The organism is Thermosynechococcus sp. QKsg1 (genome assembly GCF_031586415.1).
Classification (GTDB): Bacteria; Cyanobacteriota; Cyanobacteriia; order Thermosynechococcales; family Thermosynechococcaceae; genus Thermosynechococcus.
This window is the reverse complement of record NZ_CP134200.1, coordinates 726,262-747,723: the sequence shown is the minus strand read 5'-3', so window position 1 is coordinate 747,723 and position 21,462 is coordinate 726,262. Positions and strand designations below refer to the sequence as shown.

The following is a 21,462-nucleotide window of genomic DNA, read 5'->3' as shown; positions in this document are numbered from 1 at the left end:
GGATGAATTTGGAACGAGATACGCTTCATGGCTGAATATTTTGGTGATCTGTTACCCCGTGTCCTAAGCCGACGCACCGTACTAAAAACTGCTCTTTTTGGCGCGGCGGGTTTAACCCTTGCAACCCTGACCAAGGGGTGTGCCACTGCACCGGCTTTAGGCTTTCCAACGATTTACCCCAACACCGACGATAAAATTACGCTGCCTGAGGGCTTTGAGCATGGCGTCGTGATTCGCTGGGGCGATGCCCTCGATGGTGGTGAAAACTTGAATTGGAATCGCATTCACCAGACAGTCACCGCAGCCGATGTCCAACGGCAGCAGCAGTGCTTTGGCTACAACTGTGATTTTGTTGGCTATCAGACCACACCCGATGGCAAGCATTTGCTGGTCGTAAATCATGAATACACCAATCCCGAACTCATGTTTCAAACCGTGGGCGATCGCCCCAATCAATGGCAAGCCGCACTCCAGCGGGAGGCCCATGGACTCTCCATTGTCGAGATTGCCAAAAACGCCAATGGTGGCTGGCAATATGTGAAAGCCTCGCCCTACAACCGCCGAATCACAGGTTCAACGCCCTGTGAGATTTCTGGCCCTGCTAAAGGCCACGCCCTTTTGAAAACGGCTGCGGATCCCACGGGGACACGGGTGAATGGCACCCTCAATAACTGCTCAGCGGGCAAAACCCCTTGGGGCACGGTACTCACCTGCGAGGAAAACTTCCATAGCTATTTTGGCGGCAGTGATAGCAACCTCACGGGCATGGTGAAGGAGCTGCATAAGCGCTATGACATTCCCAATGAGCGGGCCGATCGCTATGGCTTTTATCTCTATGAAGATCGCTTCAACATCGCGAAGGAACCCCAAGAGGCCTTTCGCTTTGGCTGGGTTGTGGAAGTGGATCCTCTTTCTCCGGATCGCGCCCCCATTAAACGCACAGCCCTAGGACGGTTTCGCCATGAGGCGGCGACAACGGTGATTGCCCCCGATGGTCGAGTTGTGGTGTATATGGGGGATGATGAACGCTTTGAGTATGCCTACAAATTCATTACCAAGGGCAAGTACCAAGCCAACGATCGCGCCGCCAACTTGAACCTGTTGGATGAAGGGGAACTGTACGTTGCTCGCTTTAATGACGATCTGACGGGTGAATGGCGAGCGATCGCCCGCGTTGAGGGCAGTACAATTACCCCCAACCCCAATCTGCCCACAGCCTTCCAACAGGATCCTGCCCTGTGTTTTATTTACACCCGCGCCGCCGCTGATGCCCTAGGGGCAACAAAAATGGATCGACCCGAGGACTTCGAGTGGAATCCGGTCACCAAAAGTGTTTGGCTGGCGCTGACCTACAACGAGAAACGGAAGGCTAAGGCCACGGATGGCGCCAACCCGCGTCCTGAAAATGTGATGGGGCATGTGATTGAAATGATTGAGCAGGGCAATAACCCAACCGCCTTGCAGTTTCAGTGGCGTTTACCTTTGCTTTGTGGAGATCCCTCCGCCCCAGAGAAAAACCGCCAGTTAGTGCTGTATGGTGAACCCACCAACGCAGAGGTACCGCCAATCTCAGCCCCCGATAACTTGACCTTCGATCGCGCCGGCAATGTCTGGATTGCCACCGATGGCAATGGCGGATCAACCCGCTTGGGCAAAAATGATGGCGTTTATGTCCTCAATCCGCAGCGCCGCGAACTGAAGATGTTCCTCTCTGGCGTGCCCGGCTGTGAAATTTGTGGCCCTGAATTTAGCAGTGACTATCAAACCTTTTTCTGTGCCATTCAGCATCCGGGGGAAGGGGCAAAATCCACAGCTGATCTGCCAACACGCTGGCCCTATGGAGAAGAGGTGGTCGTGCCTCGGCCTGCCGTCATTGCTGTATGGCGCTCAGATGGCCGGGAAGTGTCAGCCTAGGGCTTGCGGGAAGAATAGCGATTGATCCCTTCAGGACGCAGGGGTACGACTGGGGCAGCCCGGCGGCGGTGGGTTCTAGACGTTTTGGCGCGAGTGTTTGTGGCAGCGGGGAAGGCAATCACCTCTGCCTGCTGTCCTTCACGGGCACAGCGAATCAACAGGCCAGCGATCGCCATACTGGCCATAATTGAGCTACCGCCATAGCTAAAGAGGGGAAAGGGTAATCCTGTTGTCGGTAGGATACCAATGGCGACACCTATATTAATCAGGGCCTGTAGGAGCATGATCACCGTTGCCCCCAAGGCAATGAGCTGGATCAGGGGATCCCGCGCCTGATTCACCACCCGCATTCCCAGCCAACCGTAGGCCGCCAGCAGTCCTAGGAGCAAGAGGCACCCCAATAGCCCCATTTCCTCGGCATAGACCGCAAAAATAAAATCCGTGTGCTGGATGGGCAAATAGGAGAGCTTTTGCTGTGAAAAGCCATAGCCCGTGCCCAAAACGCCCCCCGAAGCAACCGCCAAGAGACTCTGCACCAGTTGGTAGCCATCCCCCATCGCATCCGCCCAAGGGTTGAGGAAGGACATCACCCGCCGCCGTTGATACTCGTTAATGCTGATGCTGAGGACTGCCAAGCCCAAGCCACTCATGGCTGTTAACAGTAGGGGCGCCAAGGGTAAACCTGCCCCAAGGGCAATCAGCCACAATGTCATGCCACAGAGGGCGGTGGTGCTGAGGTTGGGTTGGATTAAAATTCCCAGCAGCGTCACGGCAAAGGCCGTTAACCAAAAACAGCGTGCCTTGAGATGCAGCCGCCGCCAAGAACTAAACACCCAAGCGGCTTGCAGGACTAAAAAAGGCTTCATCATTTCCGAGGGCTGGAGTTGAAAAGGACCAAGACTAATCCAGCGGGTGGCGCCCATCACCGTTGTCCCGACCCCCGGTAGGCGTGTTGCCCAGATCAGCAGCAGAAACAAAAAGAAACCTGGAATGGCCATCTGGAGCGATCGCCGCAGCGGCAGCCGCAGAAACACTTGAAAGCCTATCCAGCCAAGGGCAAGCCACAGCAACTGGCGCGTAAAGTAGTACAGCCCATCCCCTGTTTCGGCCAAACCGACGGGAAAACTAGCGGAAAAGAGGACGACCAAGCCAAGACCAATCCACACTAGGGTCAACCAGTGGAGCAATCGTGCTTCTAGGGTCCACTGCCGCAGGTCGCCAACCGCTTCGCTGCGCCGCAGGCGATCGCCAAAGGGGAGAAAACGCCACCAACTCACGCTTAGATGACCCTCACTGGCATCGGCCACTATAGGAACAGTATCTAATCTGGCACAATTATTATGCATCTTTTAGAGCGACTGCCTGTGACTGTGCCTACAATTTCTGAACGCTTTGAGCAATGTCGTGCCCGCCAACGCTGTGCCCTGATTCCCTTTTTGACTGCCGGTGACCCTGATTTAGAAACGACGGTTGCTGCCCTCAAGGCCTTAGATGCCCATGGTGCAGATTTGATTGAACTGGGAATGCCCTATTCCGATCCCTTGGCCGATGGTCCCGTGATTCAGGCAGCCGCTACCCGCGCCCTGCAACGGGGAACTCGCCTCGAGGCAGTCTTAGAAATGACAACGGACTTACACCGCCAACTGAGGGCACCACTCATTTTATTTACCTACTACAATCCCATCTACCATCGAGGGGTCTCTTCATTTCTGAAAGCCGTTGCCCAAGCCGGGATCAAGGGCTTAGTGATTCCGGATTTGCCCCTTGAGGAAGCAGAACCCGTTCTTGCAGAAACAGCGCATCTAGGCTTGGAATTGACACTACTGATTGCGCCCACCACATCGCCCGAACGGATGCAGGCGATCGCCACCGCCTCCCAAGGTTTTATCTACCTTGTCAGCACCACGGGTGTCACTGGCATGCGCCAAGAAATGGCCACTCGGGTTCAGGAACTGTTGCACACCCTACGCCAGATCACTCCCAAGCCCATCGGTGTCGGGTTTGGCATTGCCAGTCCGGAGCATGCCCGCCAAGTGCGCGATTGGGGCGCCGATGCTGCCATTGTCGGTAGTGCCTTTGTCAAACGTCTGGCAGAACCAGAGCAGGGAGTTGCCGCTGTCGCCGAGTTTTGTCAGTCACTCCGCGCAGCCCTCGATACGCCCTAGGGACGCACCGTCAACGTAAAGTAAATGCCATCGGACTGCAAACTGCGGGTTTGACCGGGCAGATCAATCAATGGTGCCGCGTACTGGAACTGAATGTCTAAGTTGGGCGTTGGTTGCACCAAGAGTCCCATACCTAAGCCGGCAATCACATTATCGGGCACTGCACCCGCAGGATTACGGCTATTGTTCCAGACCACCCCTAGATCAAACAGCGGTCCAATGGAAATAATCGGGCGACGATTGGCAGTGCGCAGTATGGGAAAACGGGCTTCCCCAGAGAACCGCAGGCCATTATCCCCAGAGAGGGCATTGGTTGAGTAACCCCGCACCGACAGGGGGCCACCAATGACAAATTGGTGAAAGGGGAGGAGGCTATTGGGACTCAGTTGCACATCCGTACGCAAAATCAAGAAGTTATCTGCCCAGAGGCGTTGCAGCCGCTGTCCCTGTCCCAGCCAGCTAAAGAAAGTACCATCAGGGGTTGGACTGGGGTTTTCGGTGGCGCCAAAGATCGGCAGGCCAAAGTTGAACTGCGAACGAAAGACCCATGCCCCTTGGGGATCACGGCGGATATATTCTTGGCTCACTTCCAGCACTCGGGTGGCACTATAGCCCGATGGATCAGAACCAATGGAAATGGGGGTTGGCACTCCCAAAACAAAAGTCTGTGCCGACTGCATCAGGAAGCCAATGCCAAAGGCCAGTTCCTCACGGAGATTGCGAATCACTGGTTGGCGAAAACTGGCTTCGTAAATAGAAGACTCACTGCGAATATTCAAGCCAGCAAGGGCGGGGGGGCGGGTAATTTCGCTGTCTGCTTGTACGGTGCGAATGGTGAGTGTGCCATTCATGGCATTGAGGGGCAGACTGTAGCCAAACTCTACGGTGTTGGACGCTCCCCAGTCAAAGGTGCTAAGGTTGTTGCTAATGGCGTAGGAGCCATAGACACTATCGCCGCGGCCACTGAGGTTGTTGTATCCCAAAAAGACAGTAGCACGGCTGGGGGCGATCGCCGGTGGTGTATTGTTATCCAAACCAAAGGCGGCATTAAACCAGCGGGCGGGCACCACCCGTACCACCAAAATACTGTCTTGAGGCGTCGTGCCGGGTCGCAGACTGGCAGAAAGATTGGCAAAGAGAGGATCCGTTCGCAGCAGGCGCAACTGCTCTTCCAGACGATTGGAGTTGAGGGGCACGCCGGCACCGAGGGCAATACGACTGCGAATATAGCGTTGGATAATTCCTTTATTCCCTTCAATACGAATGTCCTCTAGGCGGCCTTCAAGCACTTGAATCGTGATTACCCCATCCCGTGCCACCTGCTCGCCTAAAACGGCGCGAGAGGTCAAATAGCCCCCCTCAAGATAGAGTTTTGTAATCGCATCGGCAGCGCCTTGTAGCTCCGCAAGCGTCACCTGACGCCCTTCCAGGGGCTTAATAATCGGATCAAATTCCGCAGGCCCAAAGATAGTACTCCCTTCAACAACAATTTTTTGTACAGGTATTAAAACGTTTTCTGACTCGGGGGCTGGGCTAGGGGGTGAAGGGGGCGGTTCAAGAGCGGGTGGCGAAGGGGAGGGTAGAGGGGGTGGTTCCGGTAGGGGGGGCTGAATATCCTGTTGGGTGGGGGTGAGAACTGGAATCGCTAAAGCAGGTAACACCGCTCCCGTACTGCCGAGAACAGAGAGAAGGGCAACGGGTGCAAATAAGTTTGTTTTCACGTCCTCAACCCCAATGTTTAATTATTCGGTTTTAGTATAGAGCCGCAAAATCAATACAAAGACCTGTTTTTTTCTTCCTGTGGGTCAAGCCCAAGGAACCATCGGCGTGAGGAGTGGTGAATTCGTGCCTTCAGATTTTAGCCGATTATTTGTGGTTGTTGGCAACGGGGGGCGATCGCCCCCTTCCTCTATCAACTTGTTCAAGCGGGGGGAAGTGCCCTTTCAGCAGTGCCATCAGGGTTATTAACGAGGGCGGATTCATCAATGGCCAAATCAAACCAAAAGGTACTGCCGACCCCCAATTCACTAATTAAATGAATTTGTGTATTGTGCTTGTGGATAATATCTTGGACAATGGCCAACCCCAGCCCTGTCCCCTCTAGGGTATGCACGCGATTCTCAACGCGGAAAAAGCGTTCAAAGACGCGGGGTTGATCCTCTGGGGCAATGCCCATACCCGTGTCGGCGACTTCAATGCGCACCCGTTCCTGCTCTGGATCGCTGGGGGGATGCCAGACATAGGCACGAATGGTTACCCGTCCATTTTCGGGGGTAAACTTCAAAGCATTCCCCACCAAGTTAGTGAGGGCACCAATGAGCAGATCGTAGTTGCCCCAAACCGGTGGCAGGGGGTTTTCCACTTCGGCAGTGAGGGTAATGGACTTATTGGCAGCATTGAGTTGGTAGGTGCGCATGATCTGATCAATCACCTGCGCCATCTGTACCGAGCCAAATTGATAGGGGCGACCCGATTCGAGGCGAGAAATATCGAGGAAATCATTCACAAGACGAGTCAGGCGATCGGTCTCGTGGTTAGCAGTTTCGAGGAATTCCTGTTGCTCTTTTTCACTGAGGCTGCTGCCGTACTCTTGAATGGTTTCGATGATCGATTTGATATTGAATAGGGGTGTGCGTAATTCGTGGGAAACATTGCTAATCAATTGCGCTTTGGCTTCGTTGAGTTCCACCTCGCGGGTGATGTCCTGAATCGTAATCGCAATGCCCTTGGGTTTTTCCCGTTGCACATCCATCACCGTTGTCAGCAAAATGCGTACCGATCGCGAGCTAGGCTCTTGCAGCGTTACCCGAAATTCTCCTCCTTCCGACTCGCCCTTGGAGGCTTTGTAGAGGGGGCAGGTGAGTTTTTCACATACCGGTGCTGGAAAACAGTTCAGGGCATTTTGGCCAATGACGTTCATCCCTTCCCAATTGAAGAGGCGCTGAGCCGTGGGGTTGACAAGAATAATCCGCATGTCGGTATCTAAGAGAATCGCCCCATCAGCAATGGTGGACACCAAGGTATCCAGTTTCGCTTTCTCGGCTTGGAGTTCTTCAATGTTTTGGGCTTCGTAGGAAGCAAGGCGCTCAGCCATGTCGTTAAAGCTGGTGATCAGTTCCCCCAGTTCACCGCCAAAGGGCAGGTTAATGCGTTGCTTAAAATTTCCGGCGGCAATGTTTTTGACCCCCTGCACCAATTCTTTAATGGGTTGAGTAATGGTGAGGGCATTGAAGACGCCCCCCAAGATCACCATGATCCAGAGGGAGACAAAGACGGCGATCGTGAGATCCCGCGTGAGATTGGCAGAGGCAATAAGCGTTTGGTTGGGATTAATGCCCAAAGCCACAACTCCTAGATTTTCACCATTAAATATCAACGGCACAAAGACATCGGCCACAAGGCCGTCGGGGGTTTGGTGTTGGCGCACAAGGGGTTCTTGGCTGGCACGGTAGGTGTCCGGCAGTTGAATACGGCGGCGCAGGGTCAGCGCACTTTCCACTTGGGGGGCAGAGTAGGGCAGGCCATAGTAAATTTCCCCATCGGGATCGGCATAGAGGATGTAGCGAATACTGGCACTGCGCTCGTAGAACTTACGAGAAAATTCGGCAACAGCGGCGGTATCCCCCTTGGCCACTAGGGGAGCCACATCGGCAGCTAAGAGCAACCCCAAATCGCGGCCATAGCGGGTGTCATTGAGGTGGGCATTGGTTTGAATGGTATTCACCGCCCAAAAGGTGAAACCACTCATGATGATCGAGACCACGAGGGTTGCTGTGGCCATGAGGCGGGTTTGAATCTTGAATTCTGACCACCAACGGGCAATTCCCCGCAATTTATCAGTAAAGTCCCCTTCGGTTTTCTCCGTTTTCAAAAGCACCATTGCGCCTAATGTACGAAAAATTTTCCCTGATTCTACGGGATTTTGGTTACATCTTTATTGTGGCATCTGAGAGGGGTTCCAAACGAGCAAACTCTTCAATGCGGCGGCTGTAGCGGTGCAGCATCTGCTCACTCCACGTAGCATCTGGACTGTTTACATAGAGGTGTACCAGTGGCTCACTGGCATCGGGGAGAATCAGCACCCAATGATCCGTGTTGGGTTCACCAATTTTGACGCCATCAATGAGACTTAAGTGATTGCGGGGATGGGTTTCCACCAAGTGCCGCATCAATGACCCTTTGGCAATCCAAGGACAGCGAATCGGGCGGTGATAGTAGTGAACGCGGGGTAGTTCTTGGCGCATGACGGTGAGGGGTTTGCCAATCAGTGCCAGTAGTTCGATCAGCGTGGCGATCGTAAACATGGCATCAAACCCCGGATGCAGTTGCGGGAAGATAAAACCGGTTTCCGCAGAACCGCCGAGAACCACACCGCTGTGGTGTTGGCAGGCTTCCATGAGATCAGTGGGGTTGGTGCGACTGCGAATGACTTGTCCGCCCTGTTGGCGGGCGATCGCCTCCACGGCGCTAGAGGTTGTGACCGGCACCACAACGCTGCCCCCCGGATGGGTCAAGAGGGTCAAGTAGGTCATCAACGCCGTGAGTTCTTGATCACTGAACACCTGACCGGCATTGTCCACCAAGGTCAACCGTTCACCATTGGCGGAGACTTGTACCCCCAAACTGGCAGACAGCGCTGTCACCACCTGTCCTAGTTCCCGCAGGAGTCGCTGTCGTTCGAGAATATTGAGGAGGGTTGGGTGCAGGGTGGCATTGAGAACAACGGCATCACAGCCAAACTTACTGAGGAGCTGGGGCAAGACAACCCCAGAAACGGCATAGGCATAGTCAATGACAATTTTGGCGGGGCTACCATAAAACAGTTGGGTATTCAGCCACTTTTCAAAGCCCTGGGCATAGGCGGCCACGCAGTTGTTGGGATGGGTCATGACACCGACATCCGTCAGTAGGGCGCGGCGAATATCTTCGCGGAAGTAGGCGGTTTCAATTTGCCGCTCTTTGGCTTTGCTCAGGTTGATGCCCTTATGGTCAAAAAACTCAATCAAGAGTTGATCGGCGCGATCGGGATGGGCACGCACATGAATTCCGCCGCTGACTGAAAGGGTTTGGGCAGCAAAACGGGCAATAGGCAGGGCGATCGCCTCCAAATTGAGCACATGAATCCCCACTGACATCAAACCCGACATCAGGGCATGGGCTACCATCCGCGATACATTGCGCTGATCCCGCGATACCAAGACACTAGTTCCCAGTTCAAGGGTGGATGCATAGGCCGCTGCCAACCGCACCGCAAACTCCGGTGTAATGTCCACATTGGCCACACCGGCTACCCCCCGCTGACCAAAGAGATAGCGCTGTCCCGTTGTGCCCCAGATCAGACTTTCATTGACAATTGCACCCGCTTCAATACGTTTGCCCGGCCACAGGCGCACCCCCTGACTGAGGCTAGCTTCCTCCCCGACCACACAGCGACTGCCAATAATTACCCCTTCGTGTAGGGTTACATGGCGATCGACATGGACATGGCGAGCCAAAATGCAATGCTCTAATTCACTGTCATCCCCAATAAAACAACCATTCCAAGCCACCACTGAGCACAACCGGCTGCCATTGCCAACAATCACGTTATCTCCCAAGATCGTCCCCGCCCCAAGGGTGACCCCCGCACCAAAGCGGCAATTATTGCCCAAGACGAGCGGCGCCTGTAGCTGAACTGTTTGCGGCAATGTGGTGTTGTGCCCTACCCAAATTTGCGGCTGAACTTCGTGCCCCTGAATTTCCAAGTGCACGCGGCCATAGAGGGCATCCTGTTGCACCTGTTGATAGGTTTGCAGACTGCCGACATCGCACCAGTAGGCATCGGTGATATAACCATACATCGGCACATCCGCCTGCAACAGCAATGGGAACAAATCCCGCGAAAAATCCCGCTCGATGCCGCTATTGAGATAGTCCATGACAGCAGGACTGAGGATGTAGATGCCCGTATTCACCGTATCCGTAAAGACTTCCCCCGCTGAGGGCTTCTCGAGAAATCGCCGCACGCGGCCATCGCTATCAGTAAAGACAATGCCAAACTCCTTCGGTTGAGGTACACGGGCAAGGATCAGGGTTACGGGAGCACCGTGCTGCTGGTGAAAACGTAGGGCATCGGTTAAATCGACATCGGTAATACTATCGCCACTGACCACCAAAAAGGGATCCGTTAGCAAATTGGCAATGTTTTTGACTGAACCTGCTGTGCCAAGGGGCTGCTCTTCCTCAACGACATAGCTTAGGTGCACCCCAAACTCATTCCCATCGCCAAAATAGTCGCGCACGACATCGGGGAGATAGTGCAATGTCATGACCACATCATCAAGGCTATGGCGGCGTAGGAGATTGAGAATATGCTCGGCAATGGGACGATTAACCACCGGCACCATTGGCTTGGGTAGATCACAGGTGAGGGGACGCAACCGAGTACCACTTCCCCCGGCCATGAGGACGACACGCACTGTTTTCTCCTTTGTCAAACCTCGCCCTAGGATCCCAGTGTAGGAGAGGACGGCAGGCTCAGGGGGATGGCTCAAGGAAACTGCAATGATTTTTGACACTTGAGAGTAGCCTAGGCATAAAAAAACCTACCCTGGGTAGAGGGCAGGTTCAGAGCATGATATAGCGCGATCGCGCCTAGGCAGTAAAGCCGGCTTTGTACTCGGCGATTGCCTCTTTCAGCAAGGCTTCAGCTTTTTCATCCAGTTTTTGGGTGGTGCGGATGATTTCGCCGTATTCGGGCTTGCTTGTGTGCAGGTAGTCCCGCAGACCGGCAACAAACTTGGCCACTGCCTCAACGGGGATGTCGTCAAGGTAGCCATTGGTACCGGCGTAAATGGTTGCCACTTGGTATTCCACCGGAATGGGTGAGTACTGGGGCTGCTTGAGAATTTCCCGCAGCCGTTGACCCCGCGCCAGTTGGTTTTGGGTGGCTTTATCCAAGTCAGAGGCAAACTGGGCAAAGGCTTGCAGTTCATCAAATTGCGCCAATTCTAGCTTCAGTTTGCCAGCCACTTGCTTCATGGCTTTGATTTGAGCAGCGGAACCCACCCGCGACACGGAAATCCCCGCGTTGATGGCAGGACGCAAGCCAGCGTTGAAGAGGTCAGAGGAGAGGAAGATTTGACCGTCGGTAATGGAAATGACGTTGGTGGGAATGTAGGCAGACACGTCACCGGCTTGGGTTTCAACCACAGGAAGCGCCGTCATGCTGCCACCGCCGAGGGCATCGTTGAGTTTGGCGGCACGCTCCAGCAGGCGGGAGTGGAGATAGAACACATCCCCTGGATAGGCTTCACGACCGGGGGGACGGCGCAGCAGCAGCGACATTTGCCGATAGGCTTGCGCTTGTTTGGAGAGGTCGTCATAGATGACGAGGGTGTGCTTGCCTTGGTACATGAAGTACTCAGCAATCGTGGCACCGGTGTAGGGAGCCAGATACTGCAAAGCGGCTGGATCACTGGCGTTAGCGGCAATCACAATCGTGTAATCGAGTGCACCCCGCTCCCGCAGCACGTTCACCACTTGAGCCACACTGGACGCTTTTTGACCAATGGCCACATAGACGCAAATCACATCTTGGCCTTTTTGGTTCAGAATCGTGTCAATGGCAACGGCCGTTTTCCCCGTCTGGCGATCGCCAATGATCAGTTCCCGCTGACCACGACCAATGGGAATCATGGCGTCAATGGCGGTGATCCCCGTTTGCAACGGCTCACACACAGATTTGCGCTGGACAATACCGGGGGCAGGGGATTCAATCAGGCGGGTTGCCGTCGTGTGGATCTCCCCTTTGCCGTCAATGGGGCGCATCAGCGCATCCACGACCCGACCAATGACCGCTTCACCCACAGGCACGGAAGCAATTCTACCGGTGGCCCGCACCGTACTGCCTTCTTCGATACCGAGGCCATCGCCCATCAGCACCACCCCTACGTTATCCTCTTCGAGGTTAAGGGCAATCCCCACGGTGCCGTCTTCAAATTCCACCAATTCTGAGGCCATCACTTTGTCGAGGCCATAGACACGGGCAATGCCATCGCCCACCTGCAATACAGTACCGACATTATCGACTTTGATCGACTGTTCGTACTGCTCGATTTGCTGGCGAATAATGCTACTGATTTCGTCGGGTCGGATACTTACCATAGAAGTCGCTCTCAAGGGTTGAACAGTTTACAAAGGGACGTTAAGCGGCTTGCGCCAAGGTGAGACTGAGGCGGCGGAGTTGACCCCGCAGACTAGCATCAAAGACTTGGGAGCCAACTTTAATCACCACGCCACCAATCAGTTCGGGATCGCAGGCAGTGACAAGCTCCACATCGGCAGCACCGGTCATGGCTTTGACCTTTTCGACCACGGCACGGCGTTGATCGTCATTGAGTTCGACAGCACTGGTGACTTCCGCCAAGACCACATTGCGGAGTTTGCGCACAAGGGCACGATACTGCTCACAAATAGGGCCAAGAAAGTTAATTCGCCGCCGATCCACGAGCAACATTAAGAAGTTGAGGAAGTAGCCGTGCACCTTATCCACTGTCAACTGCCGCAGCACATTCTTTTTGGCCTCAGGCTTGATCAGGGGATTGGCAAGAAACTGTTGCAGTTCACTGGAGCTGGCAAGGAGTTCCAGAATTAACTGCGTGTCCTGCTGAAACTGATCAATGAGGTTGTGGGTTTGCGCCAACGACAGCAGCGCCTCGGCATAGGGTTCAACAAGTTCACCACGGACAGTGGTCTGCATCATTTGCCTCCTAGTAGGGCAATACTGCGATCAACAAGGGTGCGTTGAAGGTCTGGATTTTGGCTCAAACGCGCTTTGAGTTGGTTTTCGGCCTCGGCAAGTGCCATAGCAGCAATCCGCTCACGAATTTCGGCGATCGCCCGCTCAGTGGCGGCACTGGTATCTTGGGAAGCGGTTTCCTTCAAGCGATCAATTTCTCGCTTGGCTTGGGCAATGAGTTCTTCCTTTGCAGCCTTGGCACGGGCAAGGGCGTCTTCGCGAATGCGTTGTGCCTCCTGCTTGGCCTGAGCCAGTTTTTGCTGCTCTTCGGCGAGGCGGGCAGCGGCCACTTTCTGGCGTTCTTCGGCTTCCGCAATGGCTGTGGCAATTTGTTGCTGGCGATCGCCCAAGGTTTTGCCAAGTACGCCCCGCCCAAAATACACCAATACCCCAATAATGATGGCAAGGTTGATCACATTGGTTTCGAGCAAATTGGTGTTAATGCCAAAATGCCCCGCTTCTTCCGTTGCCAATAAAAATACTGCGTCCATGACCCACACTCCTAGGCCAGTAACTTCGCTAATAACTGTTCACTCAAGCTGGCAACTTGACCCTCAAGCGCTTGCAGTGTCGCCTGCTTTTGCTGATCAATTTCTGCTTGAATCTTGAGTAACTCTGCCTGCACGGCCTGCTGTGCTTCAGCAATTTCGGCGGTGGCAATTTTTTGTGCCTCGGCTCTGGCCTCTTCAATCAAGGCTTGGGCTTGGCGACGGGTACTGGCCAATTCCTGCTCATACTGCTGAGCCAGTTCAGTTGCCTGTTGCAACCGCTCCTTGGCCTGCTGCAAGTTGGTTCGGATATATTCATCCCGATTGTCCAGCGCCTGACCCAAGGGCTTGTACAGCAGCGCATTCAAAATGACGGTCAAGATTAAGAATTGCACAGCCATCAGGGGTAGGGTGGCATCAAAATCAAACATCAGCCTCTCCAGAATGGGGGATCGGGGGAAAGCTCATCCAAGCCTCCCCCACTGGGGTTAATTAGGATGCAAAGGGGTTGGCAAACAGGAGCACCAGCGCAATCACCAGACCGTAGATGGTCAGGGACTCCATGAATGCGAGTGTCAGCAGCAAGGTACCCCGAATTTTACCTTCCGCTTCCGGTTGCCGCGCAATCCCTTCCACGGCTTGACCAGAGGCATTCCCTTGACCAATCCCAGGCCCAAGCGATGCCAAACCAATTGCCAGAGCAGCAGCCAAAACAGAAGCAGAAGCGACTAACGGATCCATAGTTGATTTCCTCGAGACGTAGTAGGACGAAACAAAATTTCCAGAGATAACAATAGCAGGGTATGTACCCCTTTTAGGAGTGAGCCTCTTCGTGCTCGCCGCCATGCCCCTCCATGGCCTCCCCAATGTAGGTGGCTGCGAGGGTGGCAAACACAAGGGCTTGAATGGCACTGGTAAAGAGTCCCAAGGCCATCACGGGCAAGGGCACAAACAAGGGCACCAGCAACACCAAGACCCCCACCACCAATTCATCCGCCAAGATGTTGCCAAAAAGACGGAAGCTCAGGGAAAGCGGTTTTGTAAAATCTTCCAAGATGGCAATGGGAAGTAAGACGGGCGTTGGCTCGATGTACTTGGTGAAATACTTCAGCCCCCGCTTGCGTAGCCCGGCGTAGAAATAGGCCAAGGAGACCAGTAAAGCCAAGGCCACGGTGGTATTGATGTCATTGGTGGGTGCTGCTAGCTCCCCTTCTGGTAGTTCGATGAGTTTCCACGGTACCAGTGCGCCTGACCAGTTACAAACAAAAATGAACAGGAACAGTGTCCCCACAAAGGGAACCCAAGCTCGGTACTCGTGCTCACCCATTTGGCTCTTGGTCAAATCGCGGATGAATTCCAGCGCGTATTCCATCAAGTTTTGAATACCACTGGGCACCCGTTGGATATTCCGCGAGGCTGCAAAGGCCGCCGCAATCAGAATGGCCATCACAAACCAAGTGGTGATGAAGACTTGACCGTGAACTTTTAGGTTGCCAATATGCCAGTAGAAATGGTGCCCCACCTCCAACTTGGCAAGGGGAAGAGCTGTCCAAAGGTGTATCAAAGGCATCATGCCTCCGCGCTCGGTTGTCTAAGCACTACAGTGAGCCAGCGTTAAGGGGACGGCAAAACCGTACGAAACATATAGACCAGAATGGCGGCTTTGTAGGTTAAGAACCCCAAGAACACTGGAATAATATGTAGCTCTTGCCAACGGGCTGCCAAAATAATCACAACCACGACGACAAGGAGCTGCGTTTTCCCCAGCTTTTTCTGGTCGTTTCCTAGGCGCTCCACACTGCGGGCGAGGAGCCGCAGATAAATTAGGCTCGCACTTGCCCCCAAAAGGTAGTTCAACGCTGTGTTCAGGCCGTGAATCAGCCAAACCGCTCCAAAGGCGATCGCCATCAGCACGAGGCTTGTCGTGAATAATTCGCGACAGAGTTGATAAAACTCGGCCATCGAGCCGCCCTTCTTTGGGGAATTGGCAATGGTTGATGGCGCAGAGGGTGCTGAAGCAGAATCGGGAACAGTCACAGCAGAATAGGGAGCATCCGAGGATGCCTTGAACTGGCCACTAAGCATCCTATCACGCAGTGGTTACATTTCATTACGGGATTCTGCTTCGTCGATATTGCTGTTCATTTCATTGCGAATGTGCCGCTCAAGCAGTTGAAAAATCTCCTGTAGACGTTGAGGATTGGTGAGGTAGAGGTATCCCAGTAGGGCTTCAAAGCCAGTAGCTTGGCGGTAAATTTTTGCGGCAACTCGCTTTGGGCCATCGGCAGCCGCATTGCGACCCTGACGAAAAATCGAGCGTTCGGTTTCGGTGCAATGCTGCCAAAGGAAGTCCATATAACGGGCTTGACTTTCAGCACGCACATGCGCCACCACTTGGCGGTGGTAGGTATTGATGCGTTGGGGCGGGGTTAGAAAAAGCCAGCGGATAAAGAGTTCATAAACGGCGTCGCCAAAGTAGGCCAAAGCCGCCGGTGGCAGTTGATGGGCGGGAATTTTGGGGGGGACAAGGGGCAATAATCCAGCAGAGTCCAGCATGACGTTTCAGCTAAAGAGACCCCCCTTGGTTTTACTGCCACAGGAACAGAATGTTTAGGAATGGGTTTCGCCAGTAATTTGGGCGATCGCCGTCGCCAGATCCGGCTGAAGGGGCAAAAAGTTTTCTAAACGCACGAGTTTGACCGTTTGGGTGATGCGGGGATTGGTGACAATTTGCAGTTGACCCTGATGCTCTTGGGCTTTTTTGGCGAGTTGTACCAAAATGCCGAGGCCAGAGCTGTCAATAAACTCAATTTTTGAAAGGTCTAAGATGACGTTGGCAGGCCCATCGTCAAAACACTTACTAATGACCTTGCGAAAGGCCGACTCGGAGAACGCATCAATGAGACCCGTCAGGCGAAACACTTGATAGTTATCGCGAATCTCACGGGTACCCCTTAGGCTTTGGGTGAGGGCAAGTGGTTCAGAAATGAGAGCCTCCTTTGCCGATAACTGGACACACAAAACGATAGAAAACAAGTATAGATAAACGTGGCATTCTTGTCTATGACTTGATCGCTAACTCAACAAAAGTTTGGAAGTGCAGCAACCGCAGGAAGCTCTTTGCCAGAATCGGATCAGGTACCGCCCCAATGAAATTCTCCAAACTCGTGATGAGCCTTCTCAGCAGTAGCGGTCTGGGATTGCTGAGTTTATCTATTTTCGCCCAAGAAATGCCAGCGGCGACTTATCCCCCAGAGGCGATCGCGGTCTTTATGCAGGAGTGTCAAACCAAATTTGCGGCGCAAGCGCCTCCCGGCTTTGGCGATCGCGGCGATCGCTATTGCACTTGCCTGATAAACCGCCTCCAACAAAAAATGAGCTATGAGGAATTTCAGAAAATGACTGCCGACAATGAACCCCCGGAAGTTAAAGCCGCAACCAATGAATGTATTGGCGCTATTTTCTAGGGCGCCTAGGATGGACGGGCGATGAGCCTGCGCCTGTTTTGGCATCGTCGCGATCTGCGCCTCAGTGACAGTGTGGGGTTGGCGGCTGCCTACACCCAAACTCCCAAAGTGGTTGGCATTTTTTGCTTTGACCCGGCGATTCTCAGTGCCTCGGACATTGCGGCGGTGCGGGTGACATACCTCATGGGTTGCCTACAGGCCTTGCAAGAAGCCTATCAGCGACTTGGGGGGAGCTTTTTAATTTTTCATGGTGACCCGCGTCAAATTCTGCCCCAAGTGGCCGGTGGCTTAGGGGCGGTGGCGGTGCATTGGCATGAGGATGTGGAACCCTACGGTCGCGATCGCGATCGCGCTGTGGCTGCTGCCCTCAAGGAAAAAGGCATTGCCGTCGAAACCACATGGGATCAACTCCTACATCCCCCAGAGGCCGTACAAACAAAACAGGGGCAGCCTTACACCGTCTATTCCCCCTTTTGGCGCAACTGGTCGAGCCTTGCCAAACCGCAGCCAGCTCCCACTCCCCAACGCCTCGAACCTCTGACAGAAGCTGAACAAGCGACAGCCACAGCCCTAGGGGCGATACCGCTGCCCACTGCCAAGGACTTGGGATTTCACTGGTCAGGAGAACTGATCCTTGCTCCCGGTGAAGCCGCTGCCCAAGCACAACTGGAGACCTTTATTGACCAGCACATTCAAGACTATGGTGAGCAGCGCAACTATCCAGCGCAACCTGGAACCTCCCTCTTAAGCCCTGCCCTCAAGTTCGGTGTCATTGGTATTCGTCGTGTCTGGGCAGCCAGTCAGGCCGCTATGGCCTCAGCCCGCAGTGAAGAGGCACAAACGAGTATTCGCACGTGGCAGCAGGAATTGGCGTGGCGGGAGTTTTATCAGCACGCCCTCTATTGGTTTCCCCACTTGGCGGAGCGTCCCCATCGTGAAGGATTTGCCACTTTTCCTTGGCTGAATCACGCAGAACACTTTGCGGCTTGGTGTGAGGGGCGCACCGGTTACCCAATTGTGGATGCCGCCATGCGCCAACTCGATGAAACGGGTTGGATGCACAACCGCTGCCGCATGATTGTGGCCAGTTTCCTCACCAAGGACTTAATCATCAATCCCCAATGGGGTGAGCAGTACTTTATGCAAAAACTGATTGATGGCGACTTGGCAGCTAATAATGGCGGTTGGCAGTGGAGTGCCTCTAGTGGGATGGATCCAAAGCCGCTGCGGATTTTTAACCCAGCCAGTCAAGCGCAAAAATTTGATCCTGAGGCGGAGTACATTCGCCGTTGGCTGCCGGAATTGAAATCCCTAGACACGGCAGATTTGGTGACGGGAAATATTTCTCCCCTAGAGCGGCATCGCTGCGGTTATCCCTTGCCAATTGTGGATCACGGGCAGCAACAGCGGCGATTTAAGCAGCTCTATCAAGCGCATTTTCGTTCACCCATCCCTCAAGGATAAAATTGACATTCCCCTGATCAGCGCAACAGCGTTATCCTGAAAAAGAACGATTTTTGCGGTTGCATCGCGCCCATGAATATCCTTGGCAGTCTGCTCACTCCCCCCACCACCCCTGTCCAAACTCGCCCCCGCCGTGGCATTGAAATTAAATCTAAGCGAGAAATTGAGATTATGCGGCAGGCCTCGCGGATTGTCGCGACGGTGCTCAAGGAAATCTCCCAAATGATTGAGCCGGGCATGACGACGGCGGATCTCGATGCCTATGCTGAGAAACGCATCCGCGAAATGGGGGCAACACCAAGCTTCAAAGGCTATCAGGGTTTTCCGGCCTCCATTTGCGCCTGCATCAATAATGAAGTGGTTCATGGCATTCCCAGCCCCCGCAAAGTGATTCGCAATGGCGACATCGTTAAGATTGACACCGGTGCCTACTACAACGGCTTCCATGGCGACTCTTGCATTACGATTCCGGTGGGGGAGATCTCTGAGGAGGCGGCCAAGCTTGTAAAAGTTGCCGAAGAAGCCCTCTACCGCGGCATTGAGCAGGTCAAAGAAGGCAACTACCTCATGGATTTGGCGGGTGCCATTCAAGATTATGTCGAAGCCAATGGCTTTGTGGTGGTGGAGGACTTCACAGGGCATGGTGTGGGTCGCAATCTCCACGAGGAACCCTCGGTGTTTAACTTTCGCACCACTGAACTCAAGAATGTGCGGCTGCGGGCAGGGATGACCCTAGCTATCGAACCCATTGTCAATGCGGGGTCAAAGCAGGTGCGGATTTTGCGCGATCGCTGGACAGCGGTTACGGTTGATAATTCCCTCTCTGCCCAATTTGAGCACACGGTCTTGGTCACCAAAACGGGCTACGAAATTCTCACCGATCGCACCCTTGTCTAACCCCTATGACGAAAATCCCCCCCGAAGTCCTCGAACGCCACTGCTTTTGCCGCAGTCGTAAATTTACATTTGAGGTCAATCAATATCGCTTGCCCCATGGGTCTGTCTCGATCTTGGGAACTGTGCGGCATCCAGGGGGGGCATTAGCTGTGCCGGTGACCCCAGAGGGCAACCTGATCCTTGTCAAACAATACCGCTTTGCCACTGAGGAATATCTGCTGGAGTTCCCAGCGGGCACCGTTGAGGATCACGAAAAGCCTTTTGCCACCATTGAGCGGGAAATTGAAGAGGAAACGGGCTACCGCGCCCACCATTGGCAAAAACTGGGAGAGTTTTACATTGCCCCCGGCTATTCTGATGAAGTGATCTACGCCTACTTGGCCACTGAGCTGGAAAAACTAGAGACACCCCCGCCTCAGGACACCGACGAGCACATTGAAATTGTGGAGTTTTCTCTAGCTGACTTGGCCGCTGCGATTCATAGTGGTCAAGTGAAAGATGCCAAGACCGTCACCAGTTTCTATCTGGCCTTGCCCTATCTGCAACCCGCTTGAACACTGAAGTTGTTCGTAAACGTTTGTAAGCATCCTGCACCGCCCACAGTTTTGATCCCTCAAGGTGAGATAATGCGGAAATAATCCAAAGGTTGTACGTGCTGATTCACAGCTGTTTGAACTGGGACATTACTGAGTTTTTGATTGTTGAATTATGGAGCTAACCCATCGGCCTCGCCGTTTACGCCGCACGGCTCAAATTCGTCGCTTGGTGCGCGAGCATACCCTAACCACGGGCGATTTGATCTATCCGGTCTTTGTCATGGAGGGGGAAGATCAGGTGCAGGAAGTCCCCTCAATGCCCGACTGCTATCGCTATACGCTGGATCGCCTGATTTTAGAGCTGAAGGAGGTCTATGCCTTGGGAATTGGGGCGATCGCGCTATTTCCCCTCGTTCCTGAGCACCTCAAGGACAATGCAGGTACTGAAAGCTACAATCCTGAGGGTCTTGTCCAGCGATCGGTACGCGCCATTAAGGCCGTCTTACCGGATCTGCTGATCTTTACCGATGTCGCCCTTGATCCCTACAGCAGCGAAGGCCACGATGGCATTGTCAAAGATGGCGAAATTCTCAATGACGAAACCGTAGAGGTGCTGGTCAAACAGGCAGTGAGTCAAGCGGCTGCGGGCGCTGATTTTGTTGCTCCGTCAGATATGATGGATGGCCGTGTCGGTGCCATTCGGGCGGGTCTAGATGCCGCAGGCTATACCCACGTGGGGATTCTCGCCTACTCTGCGAAATACGCCTCCGCCTACTATGGCCCTTTTCGCGATGCTTTAGATTCGGCACCGAAGTTTGGTGATAAAAAAACCTACCAAATGGATCCCGCCAATGTCCGCGAAGCAGTGCGGGAGGTCAGCTTGGATATTGAGGAGGGCGCCGATCTGGTGATGGTGAAACCTGCCCTTGCCTACATGGATGTCATTGCCCAACTCAAGCAGGTGAGCGATGTTCCGGTGGCCGCCTACAACGTTTCCGGGGAATACGCAATGGTGAAAGCCGCCGCCCGCAATGGCTGGATTGATGAGAAAAAAGTGGTGCTGGAAACTCTCCTTGGCTTTAAGCGGGCAGGTGCTGATGTCATTCTCACCTACCATGCTAAGCAGGTGGCGCAGTGGCTGCAAGAGGGATTGAATTAGGCGCTTGCTTCTCGTAGTTGACGGGTGGTCTGAATCCAACTGGCAATCATTTTGTCCACTCGCTCATCCAGCTTGGAATCCCTCAATTGCCCTTCGGGTGTGAAGGCTTGCCACGCCTGACCAATGGCTACCTGCTCTGGAATCACCCAAGCATGCACCCAGCGCAGAATCACCCGTAGATCGTTGAGGGCATTGCTGTTGGTTTGGCCGCCGAGGACACTCATCATGGCGACCACTTTGCCGCTGAGGTGTTCAAAGCTGAGGAGATCAAGGGAGTTCTTGAGCACACCGCTAACGCTGCCGTGGTACTCCGGGGTCACCAGCAAAATACCATCGGCTTCCTTGACCTTGGTTTGAAAGATGGCGACATCGGGGTAGTCGGGGTAGCTCTCAGCACCGGTACAAAAGGGGAGCGTCATTTGCCGTAAATCCAGACGTTCAACGGTAACCCCTTGGGCGGCGGCTTTGGCAATGGCAACATCTAGGGCGCTTTGAGAGTAGGAGCCATCCCGCAGACTCCCTGCCCAACCAATGAATTTGACCATAAACAAACTCGTAATGACTATGGCTTATTATACAAAATTTAGGTTTGT

General features: G+C 53.8%; 21 protein-coding genes. 7 read left to right on the top strand and 14 right to left on the bottom strand.

From position 1 onward, the window contains the following. Positions 1-27 precede the first annotated feature (27 nt). On the top strand, positions 28-1,914 hold the full coding sequence (locus tag RHP47_RS03760) for a PhoX family phosphatase (protein ID WP_310841068.1): 1,887 nt from the start codon (positions 28-30) through the stop codon (positions 1,912-1,914). Here the strand turns inward: RHP47_RS03760 and RHP47_RS03755 are convergent. Next, positions 1,911-3,191 (bottom strand): FtsW/RodA/SpoVE family cell cycle protein, encoded by a 1,281-nt coding sequence (locus RHP47_RS03755; protein WP_286626653.1) that lies wholly within the window; start codon positions 3,189-3,191, stop codon positions 1,911-1,913. The genes RHP47_RS03760 and RHP47_RS03755 overlap by 4 nt on opposite strands. Before the next feature lie 93 nt (positions 3,192-3,284). Between RHP47_RS03755 and trpA the strand changes: the two genes are divergently transcribed. After that, positions 3,285-4,079 (top strand): tryptophan synthase subunit alpha, encoded by a 795-nt coding sequence (gene trpA / locus RHP47_RS03750; protein WP_315863218.1) that lies wholly within the window; start codon positions 3,285-3,287, stop codon positions 4,077-4,079. Here trpA and RHP47_RS03745 read toward each other — a convergent pair. The 12 genes from RHP47_RS03745 to RHP47_RS03690 all read right to left on the bottom strand — a co-directional run bounded on the left by RHP47_RS03745 (position 4,076) and on the right by RHP47_RS03690 (position 16,367). Further along, on the bottom strand, positions 4,076-5,800 hold the full coding sequence (locus RHP47_RS03745; protein WP_302679862.1) for a ShlB/FhaC/HecB family hemolysin secretion/activation protein: 1,725 nt from the start codon (positions 5,798-5,800) through the stop codon (positions 4,076-4,078). The two genes, trpA and RHP47_RS03745, sit on opposite strands and share 4 nt — an antisense overlap. A 200-nt stretch (positions 5,801-6,000) precedes the next feature. Beyond that, positions 6,001-7,959, bottom strand: coding sequence for a two-component system sensor histidine kinase NblS (nblS, locus tag RHP47_RS03740; protein ID WP_149818309.1), 1,959 nt, complete (start codon positions 7,957-7,959; stop codon positions 6,001-6,003). Positions 7,960-8,005: 46 nt separating this feature from the next. After that, positions 8,006-10,537, bottom strand: coding sequence for a mannose-1-phosphate guanyltransferase (locus RHP47_RS03735; RefSeq protein WP_310841067.1), 2,532 nt, complete (start codon positions 10,535-10,537; stop codon positions 8,006-8,008). Between the two features lie 175 nt (positions 10,538-10,712). Continuing rightward, entirely contained in the window at positions 10,713-12,224 is a 1,512-nt protein-coding gene (gene atpA / locus RHP47_RS03730; protein WP_149818305.1) for a F0F1 ATP synthase subunit alpha, read from the bottom strand. Positions 12,225-12,264: 40 nt separating this feature from the next. Further along, positions 12,265-12,822 (bottom strand): ATP synthase F1 subunit delta, encoded by a 558-nt coding sequence (gene atpH / locus RHP47_RS03725; protein WP_302679861.1) that lies wholly within the window; start codon positions 12,820-12,822, stop codon positions 12,265-12,267. Continuing rightward, entirely contained in the window at positions 12,819-13,349 is a 531-nt protein-coding gene (locus tag RHP47_RS03720) for a F0F1 ATP synthase subunit B (RefSeq protein WP_302679860.1), read from the bottom strand. The genes atpH and RHP47_RS03720 overlap by 4 nt, the downstream gene beginning before the upstream one ends. A gap of 11 nt (positions 13,350-13,360) precedes the next feature. Next, positions 13,361-13,777 (bottom strand): F0F1 ATP synthase subunit B', encoded by a 417-nt coding sequence (locus RHP47_RS03715; RefSeq protein WP_206199672.1) that lies wholly within the window; start codon positions 13,775-13,777, stop codon positions 13,361-13,363. 61 nt (positions 13,778-13,838) lie between these two features. Next, positions 13,839-14,087 (bottom strand): ATP synthase F0 subunit C, encoded by a 249-nt coding sequence (atpE, locus tag RHP47_RS03710; protein ID WP_009767951.1) that lies wholly within the window; start codon positions 14,085-14,087, stop codon positions 13,839-13,841. A gap of 73 nt (positions 14,088-14,160) precedes the next feature. Then, positions 14,161-14,919 (bottom strand): F0F1 ATP synthase subunit A, encoded by a 759-nt coding sequence (atpB, locus tag RHP47_RS03705; RefSeq protein ID WP_149818298.1) that lies wholly within the window; start codon positions 14,917-14,919, stop codon positions 14,161-14,163. 41 nt (positions 14,920-14,960) lie between these two features. Further along, the gene (locus RHP47_RS03700; protein ID WP_286626642.1) at positions 14,961-15,431 is read right to left on the bottom strand and encodes an ATP synthase subunit I; all 471 of its coding nucleotides are present in this window, start codon (positions 15,429-15,431) and stop codon (positions 14,961-14,963) included. Between the two features lie 15 nt (positions 15,432-15,446). Further along, positions 15,447-15,902: a Mini-ribonuclease 3 gene (locus RHP47_RS03695; RefSeq protein ID WP_149818294.1), complete on the bottom strand. Its 456-nt coding sequence runs from the start codon at positions 15,900-15,902 to the stop codon at positions 15,447-15,449. A gap of 54 nt (positions 15,903-15,956) precedes the next feature. Beyond that, a complete protein-coding gene (locus RHP47_RS03690; RefSeq protein WP_226972000.1) occupies positions 15,957-16,367 on the bottom strand; it encodes an STAS domain-containing protein in 411 nt (136 codons plus the stop codon). A 128-nt stretch (positions 16,368-16,495) separates the two neighbouring features. On the opposite strand from RHP47_RS03690, the gene RHP47_RS03685 reads away from it, so the two are divergent. The 5 genes from RHP47_RS03685 to hemB all read left to right on the top strand — a co-directional run bounded on the left by RHP47_RS03685 (position 16,496) and on the right by hemB (position 20,869). Then, a complete protein-coding gene (locus RHP47_RS03685) occupies positions 16,496-16,813 on the top strand; it encodes a hypothetical protein (protein ID WP_286626640.1) in 318 nt (105 codons plus the stop codon). Between the two features lie 21 nt (positions 16,814-16,834). After that, positions 16,835-18,277, top strand: coding sequence for a deoxyribodipyrimidine photo-lyase, 8-HDF type (locus RHP47_RS03680; RefSeq protein WP_149818290.1), 1,443 nt, complete (start codon positions 16,835-16,837; stop codon positions 18,275-18,277). Positions 18,278-18,349: 72 nt separating this feature from the next. Further along, positions 18,350-19,174: a type I methionyl aminopeptidase gene (map, locus tag RHP47_RS03675; protein WP_149818287.1), complete on the top strand. Its 825-nt coding sequence runs from the start codon at positions 18,350-18,352 to the stop codon at positions 19,172-19,174. Positions 19,175-19,179: 5 nt separating this feature from the next. Continuing rightward, complete coding sequence (locus RHP47_RS03670) at positions 19,180-19,728, top strand: NUDIX hydrolase (RefSeq protein WP_149818284.1); 549 nt, start codon at positions 19,180-19,182, stop codon at positions 19,726-19,728. 154 nt (positions 19,729-19,882) lie between these two features. Then, positions 19,883-20,869 carry a porphobilinogen synthase gene (gene hemB / locus RHP47_RS03665; RefSeq protein ID WP_149818282.1) on the top strand — a complete coding sequence of 329 codons (987 nt, stop codon included), beginning with the start codon at positions 19,883-19,885 and terminating at the stop codon, positions 20,867-20,869. On the opposite strand, the gene RHP47_RS03660 is transcribed toward hemB, so the two are convergent. Further along, positions 20,866-21,414 carry an NADPH-dependent FMN reductase gene (locus tag RHP47_RS03660; RefSeq protein ID WP_149818280.1) on the bottom strand — a complete coding sequence of 183 codons (549 nt, stop codon included), beginning with the start codon at positions 21,412-21,414 and terminating at the stop codon, positions 20,866-20,868. The genes hemB and RHP47_RS03660 overlap by 4 nt on opposite strands. Between the last annotated feature and the right edge of the window lie 48 nt (positions 21,415-21,462).

Excerpts from the sequence above, each read along its gene's own strand:
- RHP47_RS03760 (WP_310841068.1), top strand. The coding sequence starts at position 28 with ATGGCTGAATATTTTGGTGATCTGTTACCCCGTGTCCTAAGCCGACGC.
- nblS (WP_149818309.1), bottom strand. The coding sequence starts at position 7,959 with ATGGTGCTTTTGAAAACGGAGAAAACCGAAGGGGACTTTACTGATAAA.
- atpA (WP_149818305.1), bottom strand. The coding sequence starts at position 12,224 with ATGGTAAGTATCCGACCCGACGAAATCAGTAGCATTATTCGCCAGCAA.
- atpH (WP_302679861.1), bottom strand. The coding sequence starts at position 12,822 with ATGATGCAGACCACTGTCCGTGGTGAACTTGTTGAACCCTATGCCGAG.
- RHP47_RS03720 (WP_302679860.1), bottom strand. The coding sequence starts at position 13,349 with ATGGACGCAGTATTTTTATTGGCAACGGAAGAAGCGGGGCATTTTGGC.
- RHP47_RS03715 (WP_206199672.1), bottom strand. The coding sequence starts at position 13,777 with ATGTTTGATTTTGATGCCACCCTACCCCTGATGGCTGTGCAATTCTTA.
- atpE (WP_009767951.1), bottom strand. The coding sequence starts at position 14,087 with ATGGATCCGTTAGTCGCTTCTGCTTCTGTTTTGGCTGCTGCTCTGGCA.
- atpB (WP_149818298.1), bottom strand. The coding sequence starts at position 14,919 with ATGATGCCTTTGATACACCTTTGGACAGCTCTTCCCCTTGCCAAGTTG.
- RHP47_RS03700 (WP_286626642.1), bottom strand. The coding sequence starts at position 15,431 with ATGCTTAGTGGCCAGTTCAAGGCATCCTCGGATGCTCCCTATTCTGCT.
- RHP47_RS03695 (WP_149818294.1), bottom strand. The coding sequence starts at position 15,902 with ATGCTGGACTCTGCTGGATTATTGCCCCTTGTCCCCCCCAAAATTCCC.
- RHP47_RS03685 (WP_286626640.1), top strand. The coding sequence starts at position 16,496 with ATGAAATTCTCCAAACTCGTGATGAGCCTTCTCAGCAGTAGCGGTCTG.
- RHP47_RS03680 (WP_149818290.1), top strand. The coding sequence starts at position 16,835 with ATGAGCCTGCGCCTGTTTTGGCATCGTCGCGATCTGCGCCTCAGTGAC.
- map (WP_149818287.1), top strand. The coding sequence starts at position 18,350 with ATGAATATCCTTGGCAGTCTGCTCACTCCCCCCACCACCCCTGTCCAA.
- RHP47_RS03670 (WP_149818284.1), top strand. The coding sequence starts at position 19,180 with ATGACGAAAATCCCCCCCGAAGTCCTCGAACGCCACTGCTTTTGCCGC.
- hemB (WP_149818282.1), top strand. The coding sequence starts at position 19,883 with ATGGAGCTAACCCATCGGCCTCGCCGTTTACGCCGCACGGCTCAAATT.
- RHP47_RS03660 (WP_149818280.1), bottom strand. The coding sequence starts at position 21,414 with ATGGTCAAATTCATTGGTTGGGCAGGGAGTCTGCGGGATGGCTCCTAC.